The sequence below is a fragment of the Nostoc sp. CmiVER01 genome (genome assembly GCF_034531135.2).
In the GTDB taxonomy this organism is placed as follows: Bacteria; Cyanobacteriota; Cyanobacteriia; order Cyanobacteriales; family Nostocaceae; genus Nostoc.
This window is the reverse complement of sequence record NZ_JAVRBU020000015.1, coordinates 211161-223882: the sequence shown is the minus strand read 5'-3', so window position 1 is coordinate 223882 and position 12722 is coordinate 211161. Positions and strand designations below refer to the sequence as shown.

Below are 12722 nucleotides of genomic sequence, written 5' to 3'. Positions count from 1 at the left end.
TTATTTATAAATTAGCAGGATATTTTTCTCTAACGGAATTTTATTTCAGATATCTTTAGGTTTGGGAAAAGTTTGAAGGGAAGTAGGGAGTGGGGAGTGGCGAGTAGGGAGTAGGGGAAGAATATAAAATTACCTCTTTCCCCTTTGCTCCCTGCTCCCTGCCCCTCTGCCTCTTCCCCATGCCCCTATCTCATCTTTTGGGATTAGGTTGAGTTTGTTTAGGTGCTACAGGCGCTTGGGATGCTGGTGGGTTGGAAATACCAGGATTGATAGGACTAATACTTTGTCCAGTTGGAGGCTGAGTTATGCCAGGAAGAGGCACAGGATTGGGTGCTGAGGGAAATCTTGGGGTAAGATTCCCTTCGGGATTGATGCCTGGAACTGGTGCGGTTGTGGGTATTGGTGCTGCACCAGGATCGATTGGGAAAGAGGGGATATTAGGCTGGTTAAGTGAGTTTGTGGGTGATTGAGATGGGCCAGGAATAATTCCTAAAGAAACGCGATCGCCTCCTACTTGCCGTAGCAAATCCAATGTCTCAATCACATCATTATAAGTTGCTGTCCGCGAAGCATTCAGCACCACAACAGCACTAGGGTTTGCTTGAAGATACTGTTTTAACCTGGCTCCTAAATCATCCCGTTGTACAGGCTGTTTTTCTATGTAAGTATTGCCAACAGCATCGATAGTTACAATCAGACTTCCACTTTGTGATGTTATTCCAGATACTGAACTGGCGCTGGCTTTAGGCAAATCAACATTTATTGCCTGTTGGCGCGTAAATTGTAATGCCGCTAATAAAAAAAACGTCAGAATACAAAAAACAACATCTATTAAAGGGATGATTTGAATTTGGACTTCTTCAATTGGGGTATGTAGATTAACTTTCATTTTTTCAATTTAAACGCCTATTTCGGGGATTGAATTTTTAACTAATTAGGTGCATTCGGGGGTTCAGGAGGTTCAGGCAACCTTGTCTTTCCTGGCTTGCGGGGTGGAGTGAAATTTTCCCGGACAATTGCTGATGTACTATTACTAAAATCAGGGGGGGACTGACGGTAGAGCAATTCCATTTCATTCCCAGCCTTCCGAAAAACTTTGACTTGGTTGACTACAAAACTTTGAAATAGGCGATAAAATACCAAACTAATAATGGCAACTATTAGCCCAGTTGCCGTACTAATTAACGATTCACCAATACCAGTAGTTACCCCGGCGGTAGATTCAGTTCCCAAATCACCAATCCGAATTGAGCGCAGGGAGCGGATTAGTCCCAAAACCGTGCCCAACAATCCCAACAGGGGCGCGAGGGCAATTACGGCTTCTAAAAGTTTTTCGCCCCGTCGCATTCCAGCTAACTCATCTTCGGCTGTAGCCTCAAGTGCTAATCGAAAGGTTTCCGCATCAGTTTTTGGAAAACGTAAGGGAGCATAGAGAAAACGCCCGACAGGCTGATGGCTTGCTCGTTTTGCAATGTCAGCAGCTTCTTGCCAATTATCCTGGGCAGCATCCAGGATGCGATCGACTATTTGCTTTTCCTGAGTCAATATTCGCAACCAGAACCACAAACGCTCAAAAATCACACTCAAAGACAGAATGGATAGAACTAGTAAAGGCCACATCGCTGGCCCGCCTTTATAAAATAAATCTAAAATATCCACTGTTTTAGTTTCCTCCCTCCATGATTAAAGCAAATGTGCTAAGGCAATTTAATTCTAGAGATTAATGCAAAATGAGGGACTTCCAAAATATAAATTTACCGAAAATCTAAAAAGATAGTGTAAGCATGGGCTATTGGACTTAGACTGGTGGAAAAACTTGCTGCTGGGTTGCCATAATCCCGAATTAATACAATCACTGTCTAATTTGTCAAACCCTTGCGGTATTAAACTCTTATGAAGAATTACAAAATAGGTTTTTGATGACAGATTACGAGTAGCGTCTTCCAGACTCATTAGGGCGGTTATTCGCACCAGAAGTTTTTAGGATAATTTGTCAAAATTAAAGATAACTGGAGGTTCAAAATATGAAATTTTCAATCGAATCGCTTTATACCTGGTATCGCAGTGTGCTTCGTAACCCGAAGTACCGTTGGTGGGTAATTTTAGGAACACTCGCCTATTTGGTCAGCCCATTTGATATTCTTCCAGATTTTATACCCGTTGTGGGACAGATTGATGATGTTTTCCTTTTGACTTTGCTAGTTTCTGAGGTGTCTGGGCTAGTAATTGAGGGGTGGAAGGCTCGTAAGGGTGAGGTGGGTACTGAAGTACCTAATACTACCGAGGGTTCTGCCTCTACTGCAAACACTGTTGATGTTGATGCTGTTTCGGTTAAGTAGTTTTAATGAAACCCCTGCTTTTGGGATGTGAGGTGGGGGTATTTTTTTTTAACGCAGAGGAACGCGGAGGGAAGCGCAGAGGTTCGCAGAGAGGGAGTTAGAGGTTGTTGGCTACGCGTTTGATGCCTTCTTTGAGGTGGAGGACGTTGAAGTTGAGGAGTAGTCCTAGTTTACAGTTTGCTAGTTTGAGATAGGTTAGGAGTTGGACGGAGTGAATCGGGTGGAAGGATTCTACAGATTTAATCTCTACAATTATTTGGTTTTCGACAATCAAATCTAATCGATAAACGCATTCCAATTTCACTTCTTGGTAAACCAAAGGCAATGGAATTTGTTTACCAACATTCAACCCGGCTTTCTTCAACTCATAATCCAAACACTCCTCATAAGCCGACTCCAATAAACCAGGCCCCAAAGCAGTATGCACCCTCATTGCACAACCAATAATCACCCCACTCAAATCATTCTCTTTCATCCTCTGCGCTCCTCTGCGTTTAAAAATCCTTCACAAATTCCGTCAAGAACCTAAACGCCTTCAAAATATAACTAGCGCAATCTCTAGGTGAAGTATTGTAAAACGATCGCCACGCACTCGCCTTATCCTCGTCATACCGATCGCTGCGTTGACTATGATTTTCCAGCCACGCCAATCGCACCGCATGGCCAATTAACACATCCAACACAATATATTCTTCAATTTGCAACTTGGGATTATTGGCAGCGATCGCAGATAATTCGATTAATGCTTCAATATTTACTTGTCGATATTCTGGAGCTTCAATTTTATTCAACAAATGCTCAACTAAGAGAGCAAAATTTCTTTCCCCGGCTGTCATTTCCGACAGCATTATCTCACTATCTAAACGATTACGACGCTCTAATTTATCGCCAATTACTAAACCCTTGCAATGTTGCATTAATAGCCAAACTTGCTTAAAAAATTCTTTTGGTACGCGCCCCGTTGCACCTTCGGCTTGGCGAAACCGTCGCCAACCACCTGGCGGAACTTCTATCCCTTCGCCGATTCCTGGTAGCACTACCCAAGCAATATCACTTTCTTTTTGTTTAACGTGCAGTGATTCTTGTTGGCGCAATAGGTTACTCATGCCAGTATATCCAGTTAATACCTGACGCAAGCGCACTTTAACTTCAAAGGGTGAAAGTTGCATTAAGCGATCATAAGCTTCATCTTGAGTTACATGCAATTCCCGCGCTAGTTCGCTGGTAATCAATAAGATGAGATAGCCGACTCTTAGCGTTAGTAGTCCCTGGAATAGTTCGGGTTCTGAGTGAATTAAGATGCCAACATAGATTAAAATCTCTTGAGTGAGGACGCGATCGCGAATATCCTCACGACAAAAATTATTAATTTTATCGGCAATCTCATCGTGAGACATGGGTACGCTAATCAAGGACGCTTCACTGTAAGCTTTACCCACAGCAATTTGCTTACCCCGCACCAAAATACTTGTAACTGCATCTGATAGGCTAATATCAACCATTTGCCGTAACCCAGCAGCCCGACGCACTACTGCCCAAATGCCTAAATCTCCAGCTTTGGTATAAACTTCATCTAGTAAATCCCCTACAGTGACAGCATATCCTGGGCCGCCATATCCCGTATCAAATTGCATTCCCTGCAAACGAGTCAAAGTTTGCAATAACTCAATTTGCTCGTAGATATTCTCTGATGAACGCAAATAAGAAAGCAATAACCCCAAGTTAGTTTCATACTCCATTTTAAATTCTTGGGTATGTCCTAAACGCCAGCTTTTCTCAGGATGATAAGCTAGATAATAGCAACGTGGGCTAGCATTTTTTACTGGCGATCGCGAGAATTCTGCATTGGGAAGAAAATCAATTCTTTGGATTCCGGCTGTCAGCATTAGCTGATTTAACCGCCCTAATTTCACTCGCACTCCGTTACAAACACCATCTTTTAGTTCTTGCATCAATTCTAGTAATGCTTCTGAACCAGCTTCTAACATGGTGTGCGTCAACATTAAAGTCAAGGTAGGACGACCTAAGTCACTCCAATATTTTTGAATGTAAGCTAGTTCACTTCTAATTTGATCCAGTAAAAAATGGTAATCAAGGGTTAAGTAAAACTGTTGAGAGTCGGAAAATGAAGGCAAAAATACAATTGTTTCACCACTAATCCGAAAGATTCTAGATGTTGTTAAACTCCGCAACCTTCGCACTGGCCGTCCAGTTAAACCAAGTTTGTTGTTACGTCCAATTTGGGTATACATAGCTGAAAATTCTCCAGCTTTTCTCACTTGAATCGGTTCTACTTGGGCGGGTGTTTGCGCTTCAATTCCGTGAACTTCTAGTTTTGTTTGTAAATTTTCATCTTCTGCTAACAAGGCAATTTGTACCAATGCCTCGCGCTGTTTGCCTACACACAAATGTCTTCCTAAAGGGTCGATATCACCAACCGCTATTAAACCTTCACTCAACATTTCACCGAGAAAATATAAACTCTGCGCCCACACTAAGGGAATATTTTCATTGGGTAAACGTGGCTGCGTTTGGGGTGCTAACTTTTCTGCCTCTATGTTTTCGGCTGGAACATAATAGAGTTCAGGCAATAAACGCAAGCCGTTTTGTTCTATAAGTAATGATTCTAAAAGATTTTGGTATTTTTTAACTTGTTCTTGTTCGCCGCGAAATAATCCATCTAGAACTAAATAAGTGAAAAATAAGGGCCATTCGCATTCAATATGCTCAAATTGTTTGAGTTCCCACGGTTCGTAGTGTAAACGTTGATTATCTTCTAAAACAGTTTGGTGTCCATCACGCAGAAAGCGTTTGCAGCCGTATTTACCTGCAAGTTTATTGATAATATCGTTTAAAGTGCGATCGCGTAATTGCAAATCTTCCACTGCAAAGGCAGGATAACTAATAATACTTAACAGCGCCGCATCAATTTCTTTGGAACCAGATTCCCTTGGTAATAAGGATTCTAAGGTAATCCGGGCGCGGGCAATCTCATCTGGTAGCACATGAATTACCGATGCTTGACTACCACGCACACCAAACAAATCCAGTCCGTTGATAGCTTCTAAAGCAGCTTTTGCCATGCCTACAGAACTGGCATTTAACTCAGCACTACCCCGATTTATTTTATTCCCACGTTCCCAAATGCCGTAATCTGGTGTGCGGTAAGCTCGTCCAATGTAGTAAACCAAATTTTGGACGAAATTCACTTCATCAATCGTATAAATTATTGGCAATCCGGCTGCGGTCATTTGCGCCAATATCAGCAAAAATATAGATGTGGCATCAAGTTGCAAATGTCCCCATTCATCATCACCAACAACAATATCACCGGTCGCCGTATTATATTTAGCGTGCAGTCCATCTAGTAGCGACTGAGTATGTTTAAATGTCTCTACTTTATGAGCCTGTCGCATCATCGCAAACAACAACCCGCGCATTAGTTTGATGACACTGTGTTCTAGTTCATAGGTGCGTCCTTTGTCGTCATCAATCTTGCGGTATGCAAGTCCTAAACCCCAAACTGCTAAAATGCTGTAAACATTGTCTCGCACCCAGGCATCAGTATAATCACCGTGGGCTGTAATTGCTGTACTCGCAGGTAGTAAACCAGTAATTGGATTCTGCCGAGTCAGAATAATCGTTTTGATTTGCTGGTAGTAATAGTCCAGGCGAGATGGCAATTTGGTAGATGTTTTCATAGCTTGGTTCAGAACAACTTGCAAAATTTGACCCTTTGACTGTCAACTGAATTACCTAAACCAAGCCAGAATAAGTTCTGTAATGGTTGATGGGAGAGCAGCTAAAGGTGGTGTGAGTTTATTATTATCTCTTGTTAATACGCCTCTGGGTACTGAATTTTAGCGATTCCGAATTAAAATATGATATTTTTGAAACATTCATTAATAAGTGTAATTATTTATACATAAATAATTATATTATGGGCTAGATAACAAAGCTTCCTTACTTTGGATCAAGCTATCTCAAATCGCTCCATAGTTTTTTTATTCGGACAAAACTTACGTAACATGAATGTTAATTTTTTAACTGTGCTTAGTAACTCTAAATTGAGAAAAAGAAGTCTTCGGGTGCAAAACGCAAAGCGGCTTGTCGTCAGACACCGCCTCTCTGCTAATCATGAGGCTATCTGGTAAATTGCAGGACGATATCTCGGTTCAGGAATTAGTTTTCCCTCTTTTTGTGCAGCATCTAACCATGCTTCTTTTGCTTTCAAAACTTCATGAAGTGCTTCTTCTTCAGTTGAACCAAATGCTGAACAGTATTTCAAATCAGGAATATCAGCAATATAGCCCTCATCTTCTTGACTGTAGAAGATATTAATATGATAGTTTTTCATCCTTCATCCTCCAAGGTAAGTGTATATTTTTCAATCAAAATCAAAAGTTGACGGACTTGATATGGAACAGCTTCGCCCTTTCGATTTTGCAGGTTAACAAGCTCAGGAATATCTGGATTAGTAAATATGTGGTGACTGCCATTAACCCGTGATAGAGAAAATCCAAACGCCTTAACCAAAGTCACCAGTTCATTAAATTGAATATTTTTGGAGCTAGAAAGTACTTTCTCTAGCAATTTACGTTTTTTCGACATTATTTATACACTTTATCATCACAAAATCAAAAGTGTGTAGATGCAAAGCAGCTTGCGATCATACATCGCTATATTTCTCAGCTACTGAGTATTGCCACCAAAATCCGCAGCAAGTCTTCTATATCAGCAGGAACACGATACAAATTGAGGTCTTGAGTTATTTGTTTACTTTCTCGATTCAATAGAGCAAATTGCCAAATATCCCCTGTAGAAACAGCCCCTTGTAAATTTTCCTCTTGAGAATCAGTCCACGCATCAATAGCAATCAGTTCTACAGCAAGCTGGGTAAAACCTCTTGCTAAATCAGCATTTTTAGCTTCTACAACTAAGAGTTTATGGTCTGCGTGCAAATAATAATCAAGGGAACCTTTTAATTGTTCTGTAACTATAAGAGGATATTCGATTCTAAGTTGGGCTTGAGTGTAATGAACAACATCCAATAAAATTGGTGCAATTAGTAACTCTCTGCGGGCTGCTTCACTAGTCAAACTAATATATGGCAAACTCTCTTCAATCCTAGATTTGAGATTTGCGAGTCTATCTAATTCAATGGTGGACTTTTGTTGATTGAGAGAAGAACGTTTTAAAGAATAGCCAAATTCAGCCAGTATATCTTCTGGCTCGAATGACATCTCAAAATAGCTTCTGAAAGTGTATGAGTGATTAAGTTGAAGGATAGGAGTTTTGCTCATACTTGGATAATTTGTAATGACGCTCCTGCGTCGCTAACGTAATTGAGTTTTTTAAAATAACATCAGATTGTCAATAGGTTCGATTGTCATACAACTTGTATGACAAACGTAATAGACCTCCTACCTCGTCAACAACTTGCGTCGCAGATTGTCCAACGCTGCATTCGCGCTGACATGACGAATTAAAGCTCGACCTCGCATTGTACCGAACTGATACTCAAAACTTGCCACTTCGTCTTTTGGCCCAGCTAAACCAATGTAAACTAAACCCACTGGCTTAGTTTCTGTCCCTCCAGTTGGGCCAGCAATACCAGTAATACTCAATCCCCAAGTTGTTGCAAGGCGGGTTTTGACTCCAACAGCCATTTGCTCTGCAACAGTTGCACTTACCGCCCCAAATTTATCTAAGTCTTCCTGGTTAACCCCCAACAGTCCAACCTTCACCGAATTGTCATAAGAAATTACTCCACCCCAAAAGTAATCAGAACTCCCAGAAATCTCAGTCAACATTTGCCCTAAACCGCCACCAGTGCAAGATTCTGCCACCGAAAGCGTTTCTTTTGATGCCCGCAACAACTGACCAACTACAGAAGCAAGAGTATCATTATTAACGCCATAGAAATCCAGTCCGGCAATTTCTGTAAGTTGTTTCTCAATGGGTGCAATTAAGGCTTCTGCGGCTGCTTCTGAAGTGGCTTTAGCTGAGACTCGCAATCTTACTTCCCCTTTACCTGCATAAGGGGCTACTGTGGGATTTGGCAACTTCAAATAAGAAGAAACTTTTTCCGCCAAAGCAGATTCACCAATACCCCAAAACTTTAAACTCCGACTGTAAATAATTTCTTTACCCCAACCTTGACTTTTGAGAAATGGCACGGCTGTTTCTTCCCACATTACGTGCATTTCACTAGGAACACCGGGAAAGGTAAAAATCGTGATTTCAGGGCGAGGTTGCCAAATAATACCGGGTGCTGTTCCAGTGGGATTGGGGAGAATTTCTGCACCTTGGGGAATCAAAGCTTGCTTGCGATTACTTGGTGACATAACCCGACCACGTTGGGCGAATTTTTGGGTTATGTCTTCGATGATGTCAGAACGTTCTACCAACGGGACTTTAAAAAAATCGGCGATAGTTTCGCAGGTAAGGTCATCTGGTGTGGGGCCGAGTCCACCAGTGAAAATGAGAATTTGCGCTCTGGAAATAGCAATTTCTATAACTTGCTTTAACCGTTCTGGATTATCCCCAACCACTGTTTGATAGTAATGGGGAATTCCTAGCTGCGCTAATTGTTGCGCCAAAAATTGAGCATTGCCGTTGAGGATATCTCCTAGCAGCAGTTCAGTACCAACACAAATAATTTCTGCACTCATTGGATTGGGGAAGGGGAGTAGGGAGTGGGGAGTAGGGAGTGGGGGCAGGGAGCAGGGGGCAAGGGAGAAGATTTTTCCCGTCTGCCTTCCGCACCTCTGCCTCTTTTCCATGCCTAATTATGCTAATGCTGGTACAGGAATTTCTAGGTGAGGATATAAGGGGAAGCGATCGCACAATGCTGCTACCCTTTGTCGGCAATCTTGGGTTACTACGTCGGAATCCGGAGAAAGCAGGCGATCGCTAATAATATTTGCAATCTCGGTAAATTCTGCTATTCCTAAACCTCGCGTGGTCATTGCAGGCGAACCTAACCTCAGACCACTAGTAACAAATGGCGATTGCGGATCGAAGGGTATAGTATTTTTGTTAGCAGTAATATTCACATTACTAACTAGCTGATCTGCTTGTTTACCAGTTAGACCGACAGAGCGTAAATCTACCAAAATCAAATGGTTATCAGTACCATTGGATACTAGCTTTAAACCCCGGTTTTGTAATTGTTCTGCCAAAGCACGAGCATTTTCAATCACTTGGGCAGAATAGGTTTTAAACTCAGGCTTTAGGGCTTCTCCAAAAGCTACTGCTTTTCCAGCAATAACGTGTTCCAATGGCCCACCCTGACTGCCAGGAAAAACAGATTTATCTAGCTTTTTACCTAGTTCTGCGTCGCTGGTCAAAATTAAACCACCTCTAGGGCCGCGTAGAGTCTTATGTGTAGTTGTTGTTACTACATGACAATGAGGAATGGGATCAGGATGAAGACCACTAGCAACTAAACCAGCAATATGGGCAATATCAGCAAGTAAGTAAGCGCCGATTTCATCAGCAATACTACGGAACTTTTCAAAATCAATTATACGGGGATAAGCCGAATAACCACAAATTAAGAGCTTAGGACGCTCCCTCAGCGCCAGCTCCCGAATTTGATCGTAGTCAAGTTGTTCTGTTTGTTGATTAACACCGTAGTGGCTAACTTGGAACCACTTACCTGAGAAATTTACAGGGGAACCGTGGGTGAGATGTCCCCCATGAGACAAATCCATCCCCATAATTTTGTCTCCTGGTTGCAGCAGCGACAGGAACACTGCAAAATTGGCTTGTGCGCCAGAATGAGGTTGCACATTCGCATGAGCAGCGCCAAATATCTGTTTAGCCCGATTAATTGCCAGTTGTTCGATTTTGTCGATATACTCACAACCGCCATAGTAGCGTTTACCAGGTAATCCCTCGGCATATTTATTTGTCAGTACTGAGCCTTGAGCCGCCAGTACCGCAGCAGAGGTAAAGTTTTCGCTAGCAATTAACTCCAAGTGATCTCGCTGACGCTGTAGTTCGTCGTTGATTAACTCCGCGATCGCTGGATCGGTGGAAGAAAGAAAGTCTGAATTAGTCCTAGTCACTTCAATTATCCTTATGGAAATTTGTACAACGGCTGATTTTGGTTGGACGCAGCACCTAACAGTCCATTCTCAAGAGTCCATAGCCCAAAGTCTATAGTTCAATGATTTTTGACTGCTCTACAGAGGCGATTAATCGTCTCCGGACTATTGAGGTTTATTTGTGCCAACTTATTTGTTATTGGACGATTAATTATCATAACGTTGCTTGTTGAGGCTGCGCTAAATAAAGCGGCGTTGCGTAGGCGTAGCCGTCGGAGACATCGCTCCTCTGCGAGACAAAAAGCTGAACGCTTCAACAATTGCGGAATATGACTGCGAAGTTCTACGCTGCAAAAATTAAGCACTCAGTATTGGCGTTAATACTGGAAGGTTAGTTGTTGTGATTGCTGGTAGTGCTACCGCAGATATATTTGCAGATGCCTTGCGTGGACAGGCTACCGATGAACAGCTAAAAAGTTAGCTGAATCTGGTATATTACCATACATCAACTTCATCGACATAGAGAGGAGAGTTGAAACTTAGGCGAAATAATTAAGGGTTTGCTTTCTAATCAGGAGTTAATAATGACATCACTCTATATCGCTTGCAGACAGTACTTGGCGTAAAGTTAGAATTTATTATGTTTGTGAATATATGGCAAATATTTTTATCTCATACTCCCATAAAGATAAAGAATATGTACATAAATTTAATGATGGACTAAAAAAAACAACCACAACATTTGGGTTGACTGGATTGATGCTCAGGGATTTACAGATTGGTGGGATAAAATTAAAACTGGTATTGAAGATACGGATATTTTTATTTTTATTGTCAGCCCTGATTCCATTATTTCTGAAGTTTGCAAAGAAGAGATTAAATATGCAGCAAAGCATAATAAAAAAATTATTCCTATTCTTTTACGAGAAATTTCCGATTTCGATAAACAACAAGCAAATCCTGCTTTGTTAAAACAAGAATGGCTAGTAATTAGCCAAAAAATGATATACTTAGTGATATTTAATCATTCTTTTAATAATAAAATAATTATGAAAAACAAAGAAGCTTATGCATTAAAAAAAACAAATTTTTAACCAAAGTATAGCTCTAATAATAGTAGCAATATTGCTTGCTACTTTAGTTGTTGCTTTTATCTCTCAAGTGGTAGTAGAACAAGGTTCTCTTAGTAGATATGACAATAAATTATTAAATGATGTAGGTAAACAAAAAACACAGCGTGAGATTGACAAACTTACAGCAGAAATTATGCAAATTAGAAGTGAGACTGGGGGAAGTCTATTTTGGATCAAGTTACTGGGAGCTTTCGTCACTGTAGGGGGGCTGTTGGATGTTATGTTCTTGCACAAAAAGAGACAAATAAAGACCGATTAGATTTTGAAGCTGATAAAGAGCAAAAACGGCTAGATTTTGAACATCGTAAAGATATAGATACAGCTTACCAAGCTATTATTCAAGAATTGACTACACCAGAACGACCATTATTACGTGCAGCAGCAGCAATGAAACTAGGTTCGCTCTTACAAGAATTTCCTAGTGAATGGAGTGTCCCAGAATACAGAAAGAACCAACTGATTAATTTAACCAAACAAATATTAGCAGTAGCTTTAATTAACGAAACTGAAACAAAAGTTCGTAAAGTATTAACTACTTCGCTCGCGCAGGACTCTAAATTGCAAGAACTTGATTTATCTGAGGTGCAGGCTGCCAACGCCTATTGGGCCAAAATAGATTTTACTGGGACTGATTTTTTTAAAGCAGATTTATGTTGCACATCCTTCCGAAAAGCTAATCTTTGTAGAGTCCAATTTCGCAGTGCCAATCTACAGGAAGCAGTTCTAGCTGAAGCTAATTGTACAGAAACAAATTTTAAGCTAGCTGATCTAAGTGGTGCAAATTTAAGAAATGCAAATATGATTAGAGCTATTTTAGTGGATGCTAACCTAGAACAAACTGATTTACAAGATGCTTATAACTTAAGTGTAGATCAAATCAAAGCTGCAAAAAATTGGGAACATGCCCATTACGATCAAGAATTACGTGTGCAACTAGGCTTAGATTCGTAGCATTTCGACTTGCTTTTGTACTCTGTCCAGTTTAATTTGCTAGTTCGGGCAAAAATATAATTTTTCAAGCGAAATATTTACTAATTATCAATTTAGTAGAAATTTATGTTGCGTCAATCCTAATTATAAAAGTAATCTTACCTGCCGCTAAGAGCCAGAAATTATTGCTTTTTTAAATAAACTTTCCCCCTTAGATAAAAATATGAGGACTTTAGCTCTTTTTACAAGACGCTACGCGTAGCAGG

Annotated in this window: 11 protein-coding genes and 1 pseudogene; 3 read left to right on the top strand and 9 right to left on the bottom strand. The window is 40.8% G+C overall.

Going from position 1 to position 12722, the window contains the following annotated elements; all coding sequences use genetic code 11:
• Positions 1 to 190: 190 nt before the first annotated feature.
• Positions 191 to 889 (bottom strand): ExbD/TolR family protein, encoded by a 699-nt coding sequence (locus RMZ43_RS25680; RefSeq protein ID WP_322647691.1) that lies wholly within the window; start codon positions 887 to 889, stop codon positions 191 to 193.
• A gap of 41 nt (positions 890 to 930) precedes the next feature.
• Positions 931 to 1659 carry a MotA/TolQ/ExbB proton channel family protein gene (locus tag RMZ43_RS25675; protein ID WP_322647690.1) on the bottom strand — a complete coding sequence of 243 codons (729 nt, stop codon included), beginning with the start codon at positions 1657 to 1659 and terminating at the stop codon, positions 931 to 933.
• A gap of 365 nt (positions 1660 to 2024) precedes the next feature.
• On the opposite strand from RMZ43_RS25675, the gene RMZ43_RS25670 reads away from it, so the two are divergent.
• Positions 2025 to 2339, top strand: coding sequence for a YkvA family protein (locus tag RMZ43_RS25670; protein WP_322647689.1), 315 nt, complete (start codon positions 2025 to 2027; stop codon positions 2337 to 2339).
• 97 nt (positions 2340 to 2436) lie between these two features.
• Here the strand turns inward: RMZ43_RS25670 and RMZ43_RS25665 are convergent, their stop codons facing one another.
• From RMZ43_RS25665 to glyA, 7 genes are all read right to left on the bottom strand, one after another.
• Positions 2437 to 2814, bottom strand: a complete 378-nt coding sequence (locus tag RMZ43_RS25665; RefSeq protein ID WP_322647688.1) for a GxxExxY protein — start codon at positions 2812 to 2814, stop codon at positions 2437 to 2439.
• Between the two features lie 19 nt (positions 2815 to 2833).
• Positions 2834 to 6040 (bottom strand): glycoside hydrolase family 15 protein, encoded by a 3207-nt coding sequence (locus tag RMZ43_RS25660; RefSeq protein WP_322652901.1) that lies wholly within the window; start codon positions 6038 to 6040, stop codon positions 2834 to 2836.
• A gap of 434 nt (positions 6041 to 6474) precedes the next feature.
• Positions 6475 to 6696, bottom strand: a complete 222-nt coding sequence (locus RMZ43_RS25655; protein WP_322647686.1) for a type II toxin-antitoxin system HicB family antitoxin — start codon at positions 6694 to 6696, stop codon at positions 6475 to 6477.
• On the bottom strand, positions 6693 to 6950 hold the full coding sequence (locus RMZ43_RS25650) for a type II toxin-antitoxin system HicA family toxin (protein WP_322652900.1): 258 nt from the start codon (positions 6948 to 6950) through the stop codon (positions 6693 to 6695). Before RMZ43_RS25650 ends, RMZ43_RS25655 begins: the two co-directional genes overlap by 4 nt.
• Positions 6951 to 7027: 77 nt before the next feature.
• Positions 7028 to 7642 carry a hypothetical protein gene (locus RMZ43_RS25645; RefSeq protein WP_322652899.1) on the bottom strand — a complete coding sequence of 205 codons (615 nt, stop codon included), beginning with the start codon at positions 7640 to 7642 and terminating at the stop codon, positions 7028 to 7030.
• A gap of 120 nt (positions 7643 to 7762) precedes the next feature.
• The gene (locus RMZ43_RS25640) at positions 7763 to 9013 is read right to left on the bottom strand and encodes a competence/damage-inducible protein A (RefSeq protein ID WP_322652898.1); all 1251 of its coding nucleotides are present in this window, start codon (positions 9011 to 9013) and stop codon (positions 7763 to 7765) included.
• Between the two features lie 117 nt (positions 9014 to 9130).
• Positions 9131 to 10414: a serine hydroxymethyltransferase gene (glyA, locus tag RMZ43_RS25635; RefSeq protein WP_322652897.1), complete on the bottom strand. Its 1284-nt coding sequence runs from the start codon at positions 10412 to 10414 to the stop codon at positions 9131 to 9133.
• 716 nt (positions 10415 to 11130) lie between these two features.
• Here glyA and RMZ43_RS25630 point away from each other — a divergent pair.
• Positions 11131 to 11487: pseudogene (locus RMZ43_RS25630) on the top strand (toll/interleukin-1 receptor domain-containing protein); the annotation flags it as partial.
• Positions 11488 to 11694: 207 nt separating this feature from the next.
• Complete coding sequence (locus RMZ43_RS25625; protein ID WP_322652896.1) at positions 11695 to 12477, top strand: pentapeptide repeat-containing protein; 783 nt, start codon at positions 11695 to 11697, stop codon at positions 12475 to 12477.
• Positions 12478 to 12722 lie beyond the last annotated feature (245 nt).

Coding starts and splice junctions, on each gene's coding strand:
- RMZ43_RS25665 (WP_322647688.1), bottom strand. CDS start 2,814: ATGAAAGAGAATGATTTGAGTGGGGTGATTATTGGTTGTGCAATGAGG.
- RMZ43_RS25680 (WP_322647691.1), bottom strand. CDS start 889: ATGAAAGTTAATCTACATACCCCAATTGAAGAAGTCCAAATTCAAATC.
- RMZ43_RS25645 (WP_322652899.1), bottom strand. CDS start 7,642: ATGAGCAAAACTCCTATCCTTCAACTTAATCACTCATACACTTTCAGA.
- RMZ43_RS25655 (WP_322647686.1), bottom strand. CDS start 6,696: ATGAAAAACTATCATATTAATATCTTCTACAGTCAAGAAGATGAGGGC.
- RMZ43_RS25650 (WP_322652900.1), bottom strand. CDS start 6,950: ATGTCGAAAAAACGTAAATTGCTAGAGAAAGTACTTTCTAGCTCCAAA.
- RMZ43_RS25640 (WP_322652898.1), bottom strand. CDS start 9,013: ATGAGTGCAGAAATTATTTGTGTTGGTACTGAACTGCTGCTAGGAGAT.
- RMZ43_RS25660 (WP_322652901.1), bottom strand. CDS start 6,040: ATGAAAACATCTACCAAATTGCCATCTCGCCTGGACTATTACTACCAG.
- RMZ43_RS25670 (WP_322647689.1), top strand. CDS start 2,025: ATGAAATTTTCAATCGAATCGCTTTATACCTGGTATCGCAGTGTGCTT.